The 14869-nt window shown below is 70.4% G+C and carries 15 protein-coding genes, 1 other RNA gene and 2 pseudogenes; 4 read left to right on the top strand and 14 right to left on the bottom strand.

Annotation, left to right across the window (positions count from 1 at the left end):
- Positions 1-131: 131 nt before the first annotated feature.
- From AB0917_RS08560 to AB0917_RS08575, 4 genes and pseudogenes are all read right to left on the bottom strand, one after another.
- Positions 132-954 (bottom strand): annotated as a pseudogene (locus tag AB0917_RS08560) (class I SAM-dependent methyltransferase).
- 171 nt (positions 955-1125) lie between these two features.
- Positions 1126-1332: a hypothetical protein gene (locus AB0917_RS08565; protein ID WP_366818746.1), complete on the bottom strand. Its 207-nt coding sequence runs from the start codon at positions 1330-1332 to the stop codon at positions 1126-1128.
- Positions 1333-1385: 53 nt separating this feature from the next.
- Positions 1386-1592 (bottom strand): hypothetical protein, encoded by a 207-nt coding sequence (locus AB0917_RS08570; RefSeq protein ID WP_366818747.1) that lies wholly within the window; start codon positions 1590-1592, stop codon positions 1386-1388.
- 64 nt (positions 1593-1656) lie between these two features.
- Positions 1657-2031: pseudogene (locus AB0917_RS08575) on the bottom strand (ATP-binding protein); the annotation flags it as partial.
- A gap of 226 nt (positions 2032-2257) precedes the next feature.
- Here AB0917_RS08575 and AB0917_RS08580 point away from each other — a divergent pair.
- The 3 genes from AB0917_RS08580 to AB0917_RS08590 all read left to right on the top strand — a co-directional run bounded on the left by AB0917_RS08580 (position 2258) and on the right by AB0917_RS08590 (position 3926).
- Positions 2258-3127, top strand: coding sequence for a helix-turn-helix transcriptional regulator (locus AB0917_RS08580; protein ID WP_366818749.1), 870 nt, complete (start codon positions 2258-2260; stop codon positions 3125-3127).
- The gene (locus tag AB0917_RS08585; RefSeq protein WP_366818750.1) at positions 3124-3333 is read left to right on the top strand and encodes a DUF397 domain-containing protein; all 210 of its coding nucleotides are present in this window, start codon (positions 3124-3126) and stop codon (positions 3331-3333) included. Before AB0917_RS08580 ends, AB0917_RS08585 begins: the two co-directional genes overlap by 4 nt.
- 89 nt (positions 3334-3422) lie before the next feature.
- Entirely contained in the window at positions 3423-3926 is a 504-nt protein-coding gene (locus tag AB0917_RS08590; protein ID WP_366818751.1) for a GNAT family N-acetyltransferase, read from the top strand.
- Positions 3927-3994: 68 nt separating this feature from the next.
- Here AB0917_RS08590 and ssrA read toward each other — a convergent pair.
- From ssrA to ftsE, 5 genes are all read right to left on the bottom strand, one after another.
- Positions 3995-4382: a transfer-messenger RNA gene (ssrA, locus tag AB0917_RS08595) on the bottom strand.
- A 120-nt stretch (positions 4383-4502) separates the two neighbouring features.
- Positions 4503-4991, bottom strand: coding sequence for an SsrA-binding protein SmpB (gene smpB / locus AB0917_RS08600; RefSeq protein ID WP_366818752.1), 489 nt, complete (start codon positions 4989-4991; stop codon positions 4503-4505).
- Positions 4992-5009: 18 nt separating this feature from the next.
- Positions 5010-6197 carry a S41 family peptidase gene (locus AB0917_RS08605; RefSeq protein ID WP_366818753.1) on the bottom strand — a complete coding sequence of 396 codons (1188 nt, stop codon included), beginning with the start codon at positions 6195-6197 and terminating at the stop codon, positions 5010-5012.
- Between the two features lie 68 nt (positions 6198-6265).
- Complete coding sequence (gene ftsX, locus AB0917_RS08610; protein ID WP_018512317.1) at positions 6266-7186, bottom strand: permease-like cell division protein FtsX; 921 nt, start codon at positions 7184-7186, stop codon at positions 6266-6268.
- A gap of 56 nt (positions 7187-7242) precedes the next feature.
- A complete protein-coding gene (gene ftsE, locus AB0917_RS08615; protein WP_018512316.1) occupies positions 7243-7932 on the bottom strand; it encodes a cell division ATP-binding protein FtsE in 690 nt (229 codons plus the stop codon).
- A gap of 260 nt (positions 7933-8192) precedes the next feature.
- Between ftsE and AB0917_RS08620 the strand changes: the two genes are divergently transcribed.
- A complete protein-coding gene (locus AB0917_RS08620; protein WP_366818754.1) occupies positions 8193-8393 on the top strand; it encodes a hypothetical protein in 201 nt (66 codons plus the stop codon).
- Between the two features lie 260 nt (positions 8394-8653).
- Here the strand turns inward: AB0917_RS08620 and AB0917_RS08625 are convergent, their stop codons facing one another.
- The 5 genes from AB0917_RS08625 to AB0917_RS08645 form a co-directional block, all read right to left on the bottom strand.
- Positions 8654-8893: an LPXTG cell wall anchor domain-containing protein gene (locus AB0917_RS08625; RefSeq protein WP_366818755.1), complete on the bottom strand. Its 240-nt coding sequence runs from the start codon at positions 8891-8893 to the stop codon at positions 8654-8656.
- Positions 8890-9537 carry a pentapeptide repeat-containing protein gene (locus tag AB0917_RS08630; RefSeq protein ID WP_366818756.1) on the bottom strand — a complete coding sequence of 216 codons (648 nt, stop codon included), beginning with the start codon at positions 9535-9537 and terminating at the stop codon, positions 8890-8892. Before AB0917_RS08630 ends, AB0917_RS08625 begins: the two co-directional genes overlap by 4 nt.
- 517 nt (positions 9538-10054) lie before the next feature.
- Entirely contained in the window at positions 10055-11161 is a 1107-nt protein-coding gene (gene prfB / locus AB0917_RS08635; protein WP_366818757.1) for a peptide chain release factor 2, read from the bottom strand.
- Between the two features lie 115 nt (positions 11162-11276).
- The gene (locus AB0917_RS08640; RefSeq protein WP_366818759.1) at positions 11277-12524 is read right to left on the bottom strand and encodes a serine/threonine-protein kinase; all 1248 of its coding nucleotides are present in this window, start codon (positions 12522-12524) and stop codon (positions 11277-11279) included.
- 144 nt (positions 12525-12668) lie between these two features.
- Positions 12669-14402, bottom strand: a complete 1734-nt coding sequence (locus AB0917_RS08645; protein WP_366818760.1) for a serine/threonine-protein kinase — start codon at positions 14400-14402, stop codon at positions 12669-12671.
- Positions 14403-14869: the final 467 nt, after the last annotated feature.

Genomic DNA, 14869 nt, shown 5'->3' on the forward strand with positions numbered 1-14869 from the left:
ACTTTCGCCACACGCTTTCGAGCGCCTCGGCCAGGTCTTTGGCGGCCAGGTCGCCTTCCACGAGCACTGCGCCTGCCCGGAAGTGGGCCGCGCCCATCAGCGCGAGGGCGGTAAGGACTGTGCGTTCCCTGTCAGAGGGCGGGACGGGCCACGGCCAGCAGGTGTGATGCGGCGGCCAACAACTCGGGGTAGGGCTCGGCAAGGCGGGCGGCAGCCAGCGCGGCCCGGAACAGCGCCAGTGTCCGTGACCGAGGTGCCCGCGTGGAGTTCGGCGGCTTTGACCGCGCCCCAGGCCGGGCCCTCGACACCGTACAGGGCCACCTGCTCCAGCCCGGCGTCCGCAAGTTCCCCGGTCAGCTCGCCGGGGTGTGGAACGCCACATCGGTAAAGCCCCTGTTGGCGATGTAGTGGCCCTCCCGAAGGATCGTTTCCACCGAGTCGTGTACCGGCCACCTGGTGGCGAGGAGCGTGGTGGCGGTGTGCTCGAACAGCGAGGCGTACCGGCCGATGGCGGCAGCGGCGACCAGGCCGCCAGGACGCACAGCGCGGGCAGCTCTCGAAGAGCCTGAAGCCGGTCATCGCCGTCGAGCAGGTGGTACAGCGGCCCCATGACGAGTACGGCGTCGTAGGAACCATCGGCGGCGGTCAGAGCGCGTGCGTCGCCGAGTTCGGCCGTGACGCCATCGATTGCGGCCGCTTGGGCGACGTGTCGGGCCACGGGGTCCACCACGTGAACCGCGTAGCCGTCCTCGGCGAGCCAGCGGGCGTGCACGCCGGGGCCACCGCCGACGTCGAGCACGGTCGCGGGGGTGGGGGCAGGTGTCGGCGCAGGAGTTCCTGTGTGCGCACCATCTCCAGCACGCCGTCTGCCGGTCCGGTCAGACGATCGGATTCGTCGTAGGCGGTCTCGTAGTAATCAGTGATCTTCGCGTCGGTGGTGGGGGGCGTGGGCATGGGCGCCATCCTGGCACCGCGCCGGCTCCTGGCGCAGGGCCACCTCCACGGCTGTTCCCCGGACCACGACGGCCGGTTCCTCTTCCCGCCCTCATCTTCGGCGCCCGGAGGGAAGGCGGTGGCCCGATCCACCGGCCGCGACCGACTGACCCGCCCCCAGGAACCGGCACTTCAGGCCCGTTCGCGGATCCACGCGGCCAACTCGCGTACGACTTCGGCGGAGGCGCCACCGAGGTGGACGAGCGCCTTGTCGGTGATGGTGGGGATGTCACCGTAGAGGGAGGGCAGGGAGAAGCCCGCCAGTCGCAGCGCCTCGGCCAGGTCACGGGCGGCCTCGCTGCCCTCCACGAGCGCTGCGGCATACATCGGTCGGTGCATGGGGGATCAGCCTTTCGACGGTAAAGGGATTACGGGGGCGGCGCATCGGCCCGTCACGAACCGCGCGGGGGCACCGAGAGCACGAACCCCAGCTCTCCGGCGGCGTCCACGACGAGCGACATGAGCTGAGCGGTGGTGAGCGCCTCGCGCCGCTCTCCGTGCGGGCCGAAGAGCAGGACGTACGCGGCCGGCTCCTCCCGGACCAGCGGCACCCGGAGCCCCGGTGTCGTCCCCGGCGCCGGTCCGGACCTGTCTGTCACGGGGCTCCTCCAGAGCGCGGGGGTCTCCGGCCGGGCCGTCACCGGCCCGCGACCGCGGCACGGAGAGGACGAAGTAGGTGGCCTTGCCCCGGGGCAGGGCGCGTACGCCCCAGTCGTCGGCGAGACTCTCCACCAGGAGCAGCCCTCGCCCCGAGGTGGCGCCCAGGTCGCCGTGCCGGACGACCGGGAGACCGCCACCGTGGTCAACGACGGTCACGGTGAAGGAACTTGCGGACCGCGCACAGGTGACACGACAGGAGGGGCTGCCCGTGGCGTGCAGGACGGCGTTGGTGACGAGTTCGCTGACGAGAAGCTCCGCGGTCTCCGACAGCTCGTCACCGAGCCCCCAGTCACGCATCACCCCACGTACAGATTTTCTAGCCGCCCGGACGGACCCCTCGGCGGCGGGGAAAGTAAAGGTCGGCTCTTCGCTGGACACCAGAGTTCACCTCTCGGCATGCGGTGCGGGCAGGCGGAATCCCGGCTCGCACCACGGGCGTTGCCACGCTTCGCCATCATGGGATGACGTTCCGTGACCGACAGGGACACCGTAGCTCTGCATACACCCGATCTGCAACTACCCTTTCGCATGTATGCATATCCTCTTGCTAGCGCTCCCGCCGGAGCAGCGGGCAAACTGAGCACCGACACATTCGAGGAGCGTGATGGGCCAGACGATCAGGAGCCGTCGACTCGGTTCGGACCTGCGGCAACTGCGCCGCAAGGCCAACCTGACGGCCGAGGCGGTCGGCGACGAACTCGGCTTCTCCCAGTCCAAGATGAGCCGGATAGAGAGCGGGGACGTCCGCGTCTCCCGTACCGACCTGAAGGCTCTGCTCGCCCTCTACGACGTCACCGACGAGAAGCAGATCACCGCCTTCGTGGAGGCGGCGAAGGACGCCAAGTCCCGTGGCTGGTGGATCGCCTACGAGGACGCGCTGCCGCGCGAGTACCGCGACTTCATCGCGCTGGAGGGCTCGGCGGCCGGCATCCGGACGTTCGAGGGCATGATCGTGCCGGGCCTGATGCAGACGCCCGACTACACGCGCCACATCATCACGGCCGGACCGGCGGTCCTGCCGCCCGGACATGTGGACTCACTGATCACGGTGCGGATGGAGCGCCAGTCCATCCTGGACGGCGAACACCCGCCGAAGATCTGGGCGATCGTGACCGAGGGCGCGCTGCGCCAGGTGGTCGGCGGCTATGCGGTGATGCTGGACCAGCTCCACCACCTGACGCGCCTCACGGAACGCAGCAACATCACGTTGCAGGTGCTTCCGTTCGAGGCGGGCGCGCACGCGGGCGTACAGAGCCCCTTCGTGCTCTTCGATTTCCCGGCGGACCCCAGCATCGCCTGCGTGGCCAACCTGACCGGGACGCTGTTCATGGACCAGACCGGACAGCTCGACGCGTTCTCGGACGCCTTCGACAACCTCCGGGCCAGTGCTCTGAGCCCGGCCGATTCACTGACGCGCATCACCGACATCATGGGCCTGATGCGCCGCGAACAAGACAAGAGGAAGCCATCATGACCACCGCCACCGCCACCGTCGTCGGCCCGTTCGTCAAGGCCACCGCAAGCGGCCAGCAGGACAACTGCGTGGAGGTGGCCCCCCTCTCCGACGGCGGCCGAGCAGTCCGCGACAGCAAGAACCAGCACGGCCCCCGCCTCCACTTCGCCCCGGCCCAGTGGGCGGCCTTCACCGACGGCGTGAAGAGCGACGCGTACGGGAGCTGACGGACAGCACCAGCAGCACAGGGCCGGGCCGGGCCGCACGGATGACCGCCGCGGCCCGGCCCGCTCATGTCATGGGGCAGGGTGGGGGCATGTCTGCCTACGAGACCATGCCCTTCCACCTGGAGACCGAGCGGCTGGTACTGCGGCCCTGGGCCGAGTCGGACGCGGCCGAGTTCAGCGCCCTGCTGTCCGAACGCGGCGAGGAGACCTTCACGGTCGAGCGCGGCCGGAAGGGGATCGTGGAACTGCTCACCGCGACGGAGACCACGGGCATCGCCCTCCTGCCCGTCCAGCGCCGCGCCGAGGGCGACTTCATCGGCTACTGCGGCCTGATCATCGGCCGCGCCACCCTGGAGGAGCCCGAGATCGCCTACGAGCTGTTCCAGCACGCGCACGGACGCGGCTACGCCACCGAGGCGGCCCGCGCGGTGCTCGACGCCGCCGCCGCGACCGGGCGGAAGCGGCTCTGGTCCACCGTCGGCACGTGGAACACGCCCTCGCTCCGCGTCCTGGAGAAGCTCGGATTCGAGCGGGACCGCGTCTCCACGGAGGGCAGCAAAGAAGTGGTGTGGCTCACCCGCTCGCTGCCGTGAAACGCCTCTGCGCCATGAAAAAACCTCTGCCCCGCGAGCGAACTCGCGGGGCAGAGGTTTACATGGGGTGGTGGAGATGGCGGGAATCGAACCCGCGTCCAACGGTGCGGAACCAGGGCTTCTCCGAGTGCAGTTCGCTACGCTTTTCTCGGCCCCGGAGGTCACGCGAACAAGCCTCCGACAGGCTCAGCCACTGTTTGGTTTCCTTCTCGGCCCCGTGGCCGGGCCGAGAAGTTTAGATCCCTAGTTGATGCCAGGATCCGGGTCGGGATCACCCCCGGGCTGACACTCCGCAGAGTCTTCGCTTAGCTGCTAATTAGGCAGCGAGGGCGAAGGCGGAGGAATCGCGCTTGGAATTGGCGATTATTGTTTGCGACATATGGTTTACGAGATCATTGCCGCTTCCTCGACTCGCTTCCCCTGCTTCGACATCCGCTGTCGAAACCGATCATCCCCATGTTGATTTTTCAAAACGCGCACCTTCGCTGAGGTGCACGGCCCATCGTACGTGAACAACGGCGGACGATGCCAGCGTATTCCCACCGGGGGCGGCGCCCCCGGCCACGGCGGCCCCGGTCAGGCGTTGCGCTGCCGCCTGCGGGCCGCCGAGATCGCGCGGTTCGTCTCCCTCGTGTCCTGCTTCTCGCGGAGCGTCTGGCGCTTGTCGTACTCCTTCTTGCCCTTCGCCAGCGCGATCTCGACCTTGACCCGGCCGTCCTTGAAGTACAGGGCGAGCGGCACGATCGTGTGGCCGCTCTCCTGGGACTTCGACGCCAGCTTGTCGATCTCGGCCCGGTGGAGGAGCAGCTTGCGCTTGCGCTTGGCCGTGTGGTTGGTCCAGGTGCCCTGGACGTACTCGGGTACGTGGATGTTGTGCAGCCACGCCTCGTGGTCGTCGATCTGGACGAACCCGTCGACCAGGGAGGCCCGGCCCATGCGCAGGGACTTCACCTCGGTGCCCATGAGCACGAGGCCGCACTCGTAGGTGTCGAGGATCGTGTAGTCGTGCCGCGCCTTCTTGTTCTGCGCGATCATCTTGCGCCCGGTGTCTTTTTCCTTTGCCATAGTGCGGTCATTTTCGCACTACGACCCACCCCCGAGGCCACTCAATACCGTCTCGGCCCGCTGCTGGGCCCTCTCGCGCACCACCAGGTCGGGTGTGATGCCCCGTCCCTCGACGCTCCGGCCGGCCGGAGTGCGGTAGTGGCCCACGGTCAGCTCGGCCACCGAACCGCCCGGAAGCTCGCTGGGCATCTGCACCGAGCCCTTGCCGAAGGTGCGCGAGCCCACGGTGACCGCGCGGCCGCGGTCCTGGAGGGCGCCGGTGAGCAGCTCGGCCGCGCTCATCGTGCCGCCGTCGACCAGGACCACCACGGGCCGCTCGGTGTCGCCGCCGGGGTCCGCGTACAGGGCCTGCTCCTCGCCGCGTACGTCGTACGTGGCGACCAGGCCGCCGTCCAGGAAGGCGGAGGCGGCGGTGACGGCCTCGGTGACCAGGCCGCCGGAGTTGGCGCGGAGGTCCAGGAGTATCCCGGCGTCCTCGGGGGCCGCGCGGACCGCGTTCCGTACCTCCTCGCCGGTCCCCTTGGTGAACGTGGCGACCTTGAGGAGGAGCGTCGCGGAGGGGCCGGTGCCCAGGCGGCTCACGGTGACCGCGTCGGGCGTCAGACGGGCGCGTTCCAGCGTCTGCGAGGAGGGCTTTCCGTCCCGTACGAGACCGAGGACGACGCGGGTGCCTTCCCCGGCCCCCGTACCGTCCCCGCGGAGCAGGGCGACGACCTCGGGGACGGGGCGCCGGTCGACGCGGCGGCCGTCGACCGTGCGGAGCAGGTCGCCCTCGCGGATGCCGGCCCGGTCGGCGGGCCCGCCGGGCTGGACCCGGGAGACGGCGACGCCCCCGCCGGCCGTGCGGCGGGCGGAGAGTCCGACGCCCAGGTACGAACCGTCGAGGGCCTGCTCGAACTCCTCGTACTCCCGCTCGTCGTAGACCGCGCCCCAGCGGTCCCCGCTGCGGCTGACGACCTCCCCGGCCGCGTCCTTCACGGACTTGCCGTCGGCCTCGGCCTTCGCCGCCGCGTCCTCGATCTCCTCGCGGTCGACCGGGGCGAGGGTGGAGGCGACGGCGCGCGCCGGGAGTTCCGGGAGAGGGTCGGGGTCCTGCGGCAGCGAACCGGTCGCCGCGCCCGTGGCGAGGACGCACCCGAAGAGCAATGCCAGGGCCGCCCCGCGGCAGAGGCCGCGGGGCCGAAAGCGGTGCGAACAACCCGACATGGCGCCGAGTCTAGGACAAGCCTCCTGGGGCGCACGGGTACTTGCCCGCGCGCCCCAGGAGGCGTAAGTCATACCTTCAGATACTTGCGCAGCGCGAAGAGCGCGGCGACGGCCGGCATCAGGAGGCCGATCGCGAGGACCAGCGGCAGCTTCGTGAGGACCGCGTCCCAGCCGATGAAGTTGATCAGGTTCAGCTTCTCCTGGAGCGCGAGGCCGCCGTCGATCAGGAAGTACCGGCCGCCGAGCAGCATCGCGCAGGCCAGCAGCCCGCCGATGAGGCCGGCGACGGCCGCCTCCATGATGAAGGGGGCCTGGATGTAGAAGCCGGAGGCTCCCACCAGGCGCATGATGCCTGTCTCACGTCTCCGGCTGAACGCGGAGACGCGCACGGTGTTGACGATCAGGATCAACGCGATGACGAGCATCAGGATCATCACGTAGATCGCGACGACGTTCATGCCGTTCATCAGCTCGAAGAGGTTGTCCAGGATGGACCGCTGGTCCTGGACGGACTGCACCCCGTCGCGCCCCGCGAAGGCCGTCGCGACGACCTTGTACTTCTGCGGGTCCTTCAGTTTGACGCGGAACGACTCCTGCATCTGGTCGGGCGTGATGTTGCCCGCCATCGGGGAGTCGCCGAACTGCTCCTGGTAGTGCTTGTACGCCTCGTCGACCGTCTCGAAGTGGACCGGCTTCTGGACGGCCTCCATCTTCTCCAGGTCGGCCTTGATCTGGGCCTTCTGCTCCGCGGTGACAGCGCCCTTCGCACACTTGGGCATGTCCTTGGCGTCGTTCTTGTTGCAGAGGAAGATCGAGACGTTGACCTTGTCGTACCAGTAGTCCTTCATCGTGCTGACCTGTTCGCGCATCAGCAGCGCGCCCCCGAACAGGGCGAGCGAGAGGGCGACGGAGACCACGACGGCGAAGGTCATCGTGAGGTTGCGACGGAGACCGACGCCGATCTCCGACAGGACGAACTGGGCGCGCATGGCGTCCTTTCAGTGCTCGATACTCGAAATGCGCGAGGAGCCCGCGGGCCCCTCGGTCAGTGCTGGTAGCCGTAGACGCCGCGCGCCTGGTCACGTACGAGACGGCCCTGTTCGAGCTCGATGACGCGCTTGCGCATCTGGTCGACGATGTTCTGGTCGTGGGTCGCCATGATCACGGTGGTGCCGGTCCGGTTGATCCGGTCCAGCAGCTTCATGATGCCGACGGAGGTCTGCGGGTCGAGGTTGCCGGTCGGCTCGTCCGCGATCAGCAGCATCGGGCGGTTGACGAAGGCCCGCGCGATGGCCACACGCTGCTGCTCACCACCGGAGAGCTCACCGGGCATCCGCTCCTCCTTGCCGCCGAGGCCGACGAGGTCGAGCACCTGGGGCACGGCCTTGCGGATCTCGCCGCGCGGCTTGCCGATGACCTCCTGGGCGAAGGCCACGTTCTGCGCGACGGTCTTGTTGGGCAGCAGGCGGAAGTCCTGGAAGACCGTGCCCAGCTGGCGGCGCATCTGCGGCACCTTCCAGTTGGACAGCCGCGCGAGGTCCTTGCCGAGCACATGGACCATGCCCGTGCTGGCGCGCTCCTCGCGCAGGATCAGCCGCATGAAGGTCGACTTGCCGGAGCCGGAGGAGCCCACCAGGAAGACGAACTCACCCTTCTCGATGTCCAGCGAGACATCGCGCAGAGCCGGTCGGGTCTGCTTCGGGTAGGTCTTGGAGACGTTGTCGAATCGGATCACGGATGCACCACGGTCGGCCGGGAGTAGGTGAGCGTGACCATACGCGAACCGGGCTCACGCGCGCAGGCGGCGTCCGGCAATGGGCGTTTTATGGCGGATCGCCACCCAGAACGCATCGGGTCGGACCACCCCTTGTCCGGCGGGCCGCGCCGAAAGCCGCGGGAGCTGGCACAGTGGTGGGGGGAACGGTTGCGTTTCCCGGAGCGTTGTGCGGAGAGAGAAGCAGTCAGCGGCTCCGCCGCGCGGGAGGAGGAATGCGCATGACCTATGACCGACTGGTGTGCGCGAACTGCGCGGCCCCCGTCACCGAGGGGCGCTGCCGCGTCTGCCGTGCCGTGCGGCAGCAGATGCTGGAGGAGCAGGGGCAGGGCCCGCTGGCCGGGATGAACCCGGCCGCGCTGATCGCCCTGATGGTCGTGCTGCTGGCGGCGCTCGCGCTGCTGGCCCACCAGACCGCCTGACCCCGCCGAACTGCCTGTTCCCCCTGTACGGCCCCTTGGGGGCCTCTGGAAGAGCTGCACCCCCGCCGGGCGCCGTGAAGCGGCGGGGGCCTGAGGGCGCCCGCGTACGGCCGCCGGAGGCGGTTCGCGCACACAGGAAGCACGCAGAAGGGCCCGGGAGGCGTTGTACGGCCTCCCGGGCCCTTCGCTGTGCCGTGCCGACCCCCGTACGGGGTTCAGGTGCGCCCGTACGCGGTGGTCAGCGGGGTCCGCGCGAGACCCTAGGCGACCGTGCGGCCGCCGCCGACCAGACGCGGCAGGATGCGGAAGCCGATGCCGCCGGCGATCATCGTCGCGGCGCCGATGACCAGGAAGGTCGTCTCGGCCGCACCGGTCTCGGCGAGCTCTTCCTTGCCCTTGCTCTGCTCGACCGGCTGGTTGCCGACGCTGTTGGGGCCCGTGTTGTCGGCGCACTCGACCACGCCGGATTCGACGGTGCAGGCGTCGTCGCCACCGGTCACGGAACCGGAGGTGTTGGAGCCGGTGGTGCCGCCGTTGTTGCCGGTGGTGCCGCTGTTGCCGTTGCCGCCGTTGTTCCCGTTGCCGCCCTGGTCAGCGCCACCCTGGTCGGCACCGCCCTGGTCAGCGCCACCCTGGTCGGCACCGCCCTGGTCAGCGCCACCCTGGTCGGCACCGCCCTGGTTGCCACCATTGCCGTTGCCACCCTGGTTGCCGTTGCCGCCCTGGTCGCCACCACCCTGGTTGCCACCATTGCCGTTGCCACCCTGGTTGCCGTTGCCGCCCTGGTCGCCACCACCCTGGTTGCCACCATTGCCGTTGCCGCCCTGGTCGGCACCGCCCTGGTCAGCGCCACCCTGGTCGGCACCGCCCTGGTCAGCGCCACCCTGGTCAGCACCGCCCTGATCGGCACCGCCCTGATCGGCACCGCCCTGATCGGCACCGCCCTGGTCAGCGCCACCCTGGTCAGCACCGCCCTGGTCAGCACCGCCCTGGTCAGCACCGCCCTGGTCAGCACCACCCTGGTCAGCACCGCCCTGGTCAGCACCGCCCTGGTCAGCACCGCCCTGGTCAGCACCACCCTGGTCAGCGCCCTGGTCAGCACCGCCGATGGGGTTCTCGCCGGACGCGCCGCCCTGGTCGGCACCGCCGGCCGGGTTGGCGTCGTTCTGGATCGTCACCTCGGTACCGGAGCCGGCGTCGACCCCGATCTCCAGTGCCTGCGCCGCGCCCGCGGCGGTCAGCGAGGCACCTGCTGCGATAACCGCACCCGCGGCTATCCGCGCGACGCGAACGCGCGTCTTCTTCGTCATCTGTTGCTACCCCCAGTAGCTGATCTCGTCATTGGAGCAGCCATATGCGGGGCCACGGCCCTGCGGGGAATCGCCTCGGCAGGGCCACGTCGTGTCGTGGTCACCCCGCCAGCCCCCCGGTTCACACCTGTCCCAGACATACGCATGCTGCTCTAGCACCCTGGCCAGAGTTAAGGATTCCGTCAAGGCCGTTGTGTGCAGTACACACCCTTATGAGGGTTCTTGACGGCTATTCGGCAGCACGACTGTGACGCATCGGGCACAGCGTCCCCCCAACTCGTCGCAGCGGTGCCCCGACGCGAACGGGCCCGGACAGTTGCCTGTCCGGGCCCAACCTTCGTACGGCCGAGGCTACTTCTCGCGCTGCTTGCGCCAGCGGATGCCCGCCTCGACGAAACCGTCGATCTCGCCGTTGAAGACCGCTTCGGGGTTGCCCATCTCGAACTCCGTACGCAGGTCCTTGACCATCTGGTACGGGTGGAGGACGTACGAACGCATCTGGTTGCCCCAGGAGTTGCCGCCGTCGCCCTTGAGCGCGTTCATCTTCGCCTGCTCCTCCTGGCGGCGGCGCTCGAGGAGCTTGGCCTGGAGGACGTTCATCGCGGACGCCTTGTTCTGGATCTGCGAGCGCTCGTTCTGGCAGGAGACGACGATGCCGGTCGACAGGTGGGTCAGACGGACCGCGGAGTCCGTGGTGTTGACGCCCTGTCCGCCGGGGCCCGAGGAGCGGTACACGTCGACGCGCAGCTCGGACTCGTCGATCTCGATGTGGTCGGTCTGCTCCACGACCGGGAGCACCTCGACGCCCGCGAAGGACGTCTGGCGGCGGCCCTGGTTGTCGAAGGGCGAGATCCTCACCAGGCGGTGGGTGCCCTGCTCGACGGAGAGGGTGCCGTAGGCGTACGGGACCTGGACGGAGAAGGTGGTCGACTTGATGCCGGCCTCTTCGGCGTACGCGGTCTCGTAGACCTCGGTCTTGTAGTTGTGCCGCTCCGCCCAGCGGAGGTACATGCGCTGGAGCTTCTCCGCGAAGTCGGCGGCGTCCACGCCACCGGCCTCGGCGCGGATGGTGACGAGCGCCTCGCGGGCGTCGTACTCGCCGGACAGGAGGGTGCGGACCTCCATCTCGTCCAGCGCCTTGCGCACCGACTCCAGCTCGGTCTCGGCCTCGGCGAGCGCGTCGGCGTCGCCCTCGTCCTCGGCGAGCTCGAAGAGGACTCCGAGGTCGTCGATACGGCTGCGCAGGGCCTCGGTCTTGCGGACCTCGGCCTGGAGGTGCGAAAGCTTGCTGGTGATCTTCTGGGCCGCGTCCGGGTCGTCCCACAGGGACGGTGCCGCTGCCTGCTCCTCGAGCGCGGCGATGTCCGCCCTCAGCGCATCCAGGTCCAGGACGGCCTCGATCGACCCCATGGTCGAGGAGAGGGACTTCAGCTCTTCGGAAATATCGACGACTGCCACGGGTCCAGCGTAACGGCATGGCGGATGAAGCTCGCCCTCCCCCGGGAACCCGTTCCGGCACCCCGCCGCGGAACCCGCCTCTCAGCCCTCCCCCGAACCCTTCCCGGGAAGGCTTCTACGGGATCGCGGGAGCCGAGTTCTCGCTGTCCTGGGGCGTCGGATCCCCGTCCCCGCCGCCCGTGGCCAGCCAGCCGCCCACCCCCACGGCCGCGCACAGCAGGAGGGCGGCGGCGCCCAGGGTGATGCGGCGCTTGCGGACGGCCGCCGCCTTGTTGCGGGCGGAGCCGGGGCGCGGCTTTCCGGGGGCGCGCGGGGCGCGGGCGGTGCCGAGGGGGCCGCCGGCCAGCTCGTCGGGGGCGGGGACGCGCATGCTCGTATGGGTGTCCCGGTTGGAGTCCGGGGCGGAACCCGGCACCAGCGGGACGGCCCCGCGGCGGCGGGGCTCCTCGGCGGACGGGGTGTACTGCTGTTCGTCGTACGCGGGGGCCTGCTGCTCCGCCTCGTCGCCGCCGGGCTCGTCCACGTCCAGCGGCGGGATGCCCGCGAGGAGCGGGAGCAGCTCCCGCAAGCGTATGGCGAGCTCGGAGGCGCGCAGGCGGGAGGCCGGGGCCTTGGCCAGGCACTGCACCAGGAGCTGCCACAGCTCCTCGGGGATGCCGGGGAGCGGGACGACGGTCTCGGTGACGTGGCGGCGCAGGACCGCGCCCGGGTGGCCGCCGCCGAAGGGGGTGAACCCGGCGAGCAGCTCGTACAGCACGGTCGCCAGGGCGTAGATGTCGACGGCGGCGCGCGGCGGGAGGCCCTCGACGATCTCGGGGGCCAGGTAGTCCGGCGTACCGATGATCTTGGTCGCCTTGGTGCGGCGCGGGGTGTCGATGAGCTTGGCCACGCCGAAGTCGGTGAGCAGGGCCGGGTGCGCGCCGCCGGGGCCGAGGGGGCCCTCCATGTCGAGCAGGATGTTCTCGGGCTTGACGTCCCGGTGGACCACCTGGGCCTTGTGGGCGGCGGCCAGGGCGTCGGCGACGTCCGCGATGATCGCGACGGCGGCCTCGGGGGCGAGGCGGCGTTCGCGGTCCAGGCGGGTGCGCAGGTCGGTGCCGCGTACGAGGGTCATGACCAGGGCGAGGTCGTTGCCGTCCACCACGAGGTCCCGGACGGCGACCACGTTGGGGTGGTCGAGCCCGAGCAGGGCGGTGCGCTCCTGTACGAAGCGGCCCACGAGCTCCTGGTCGGACGCGAGGTCCTCACGGAGCAGTTTGATGGCGACCGGGCCCTCGGGCCCTTCGCCGAGCCACACCGTGCCGGCGCTGCCGCGTCCCAGGATCTGGTGGGCCGTGTACCGGCTGCCGATATTCCGTGCCAAGACTGCTCCCTCAGCGGCTGGCGGTGGACCCCCGGTCGACAAAGTTACGCGGCGTTCGGGGTGGTGCGTGCCCGGGACGGTGCCAACCTGCACTTCTCCGGGCCAAATAGGCCCGGAGAAGTCGACAAAGGGACAGGGTTGCCGTCAGGCCCCGTCCGTACCTCCGTCACCGGTGGCCTCACCGATCTTGGAGATCCAGTCGGTGACCGTGCCGAGGGCGTCGCCGATCGCTTCCCAGTAGCCCTTGCCCTGGGCGACCCAGTCCTGGAGCGGGGTCAGCTCCCAGATGAGCCAGCCGGCGATGATCAGCAGCACCACGGTGAACAGGCAGCCCTTGAGGCAGCCGAGGCCGGGGATGCGCATCGGGTTGGCGCTGCGCTGCCGGGGCGGACGCGGCTCGCGCGGGGCGGGCGGCTGGGGCTGCTGCGGCTGCGGGGGCTGCTGCGGCGCGTACTGCTGCCGCTGGGGCTGCTGCGGCGGGGCCTGGTAGCGCTGAGGCTGCTGTTGCTGGTGCTGCTGCTGTTGTGCATGCGGGTACTGCTGCTGGAGCGGCTGCTGCCTGTGCTGCGGGGGCTGCTGCTGCCGCTGGGGAGGCTGCTGGGGCGCCTGGCGCTGGGGGCGGCGGCGCAGCGGGTCCTGGCTCGGGTCCAGGTACTGCACCTGCGTCTGCTCGTTGCGGTCGCGGGCCGCCTGGAGCTGCGACTGCCAGGGGTGCGGGCCGTCCGGCTGCGGCGGCCCGTCGGGGCCCTGCGGGACGGGCGGCATGACGGCGGTCGGGTCGGCATGGCCACCGGGCCCCTGGTTGCCGGGTCCCCGGCCGCCGGGTCCCTGGTTGGAGCCAGGGCCGCCCGGACCCGCGGTCTGCGGGAGGACGCTGGTGGCGGCGGCGGGGTCGTACGAGCCCGCGTTGCTCGGCAGCACCTGGGTGGGGTCGGCGGCTCCGGGCGCCTCCGGGACGGCCGTGGGCGCCGGGTCGGGGGCGAGCAGGGCGCCCACCCCTTCGGCGGCGGCGATCTGGGCGGAGTCGGCGTGGACGCCGATGCCCGAGGCGACCGTACGCAGGCCGCGGGCCAGGTTCTCGGCGCTGGGCCGCTGGTCGGGGTCCTTGCGCAGGCACCGCTCCATGACCGTCCACAGCGGTTCGGGGACGGTGGAGGGGCGGCGGGGCTCCTCGCTGAGGTGCCGGTGCAGGACTTCGAGGGCGGTGCCCCCGGCGAACGGCGGGCGGCCGGTGACCAGCTCGTACAGCAGGATGCCCGCGCCGTAGATGTCCACGGCGGAGGTCTGCGGGCGGCCCTCGGCGGACTCCGGGGCCACATAGGCGGGGGTGCCGACGAACTCGTGCGTCCGGGTCAGGCCCGGGGAGTCGGCCAGCCGCGCGATGCCGAAGTCGGTGAGCATCGGGGTCATCCCGCCGTCGCGCTCGTCCAGCAGGACGTTGGCCGGCTTGAGGTCGCGGTGGACGACCCCGTCGGCGTGGCTGGCGGCGAGCGCGTCGGCGATCTGCGCGGTGAGCAGGGCCGCGGCGACCGGGGTGAGCGGGCCGTTCTCGCGCAGGTAGCGGTGGAGGTCGGGACCATCGATCAGGTCCATCACCAGAGCGAGGAGGTCCCCTTCGACGACCAGGTCGCGGGTGCGCACGATGTTCGGGTGCGTGAGCCGCAACAGGACCGAGCGCTCCCGCAGGAACCGCATCACGACATCGGCGTCGTTGGCCAGCTCCTCCTTGAGGACCTTGATCGCCACGGTCTCGCCGGGCTGACCGGCGACGGCCGCCTCGGCGCCCGCGGTCTCCCGCTGGCGGGCTCGCCAGACGGTGCCCGTGGCGCCGCGTCCGAGCGGCTCCTCGAGCAGGTACTTGCTGCCTACCGGCCGCACGTCATGCGCTCCCTGCTGATCGTGGTGCTTGCGGTCCCCCGGGCCCGCCCGGATGCCCTGGGCCGATACCCCGGCCCATGTTCCGGCCCACTCTAATGCCGCTGGACAAGGGGCCGGGGTGGTGTCGGACAAGGGGCCCGGAGAGCGCGTTCCGGGGGAAGACGCGCACATCGGACAGATGGTTGCCGCACGGGGCCCACGCTCGGGGATCGCAGGCTCGAACAACAGTGCCGTCAGCCCGTCCGGGATGCGGCGGACCGCCCTCGCAACGGCTCCTGAGCGGCGGGAACCGGACGCAAGCAGGCACTTTTGCGCCCACAGCAGACCATTCAAGATCATTCAAAGGTGACCGCCGGGCGTGTTGTCAGTGGCAGGTGCGAGGATGCCTCCAAGGACGGATCTGACGGGCCGGAAGCCCGGGGTCCGTGACGACCTGTACGGACGACCTGTCCGTGCCGGGTGGGGGG

It is taken from the genome of Streptomyces sp. NPDC007346 (assembly GCF_040703535.1).
GTDB lineage: Bacteria > Actinomycetota > Actinomycetes > Streptomycetales > Streptomycetaceae > Streptomyces.

Bases quoted from the DNA above. Each gene is read 5' to 3' on its own strand.
- AB0917_RS08565 (WP_366818746.1), bottom strand. From the start codon at position 1,332: ATGCACCGACCGATGTATGCCGCAGCGCTCGTGGAGGGCAGCGAGGCC.
- AB0917_RS08580 (WP_366818749.1), top strand. From the start codon at position 2,258: ATGGGCCAGACGATCAGGAGCCGTCGACTCGGTTCGGACCTGCGGCAA.
- AB0917_RS08585 (WP_366818750.1), top strand. From the start codon at position 3,124: ATGACCACCGCCACCGCCACCGTCGTCGGCCCGTTCGTCAAGGCCACC.
- AB0917_RS08590 (WP_366818751.1), top strand. From the start codon at position 3,423: ATGTCTGCCTACGAGACCATGCCCTTCCACCTGGAGACCGAGCGGCTG.
- smpB (WP_366818752.1), bottom strand. From the start codon at position 4,991: ATGGCAAAGGAAAAAGACACCGGGCGCAAGATGATCGCGCAGAACAAG.
- AB0917_RS08605 (WP_366818753.1), bottom strand. From the start codon at position 6,197: ATGTCGGGTTGTTCGCACCGCTTTCGGCCCCGCGGCCTCTGCCGCGGG.
- ftsX (WP_018512317.1), bottom strand. From the start codon at position 7,186: ATGCGCGCCCAGTTCGTCCTGTCGGAGATCGGCGTCGGTCTCCGTCGC.
- AB0917_RS08620 (WP_366818754.1), top strand. From the start codon at position 8,193: ATGACCTATGACCGACTGGTGTGCGCGAACTGCGCGGCCCCCGTCACC.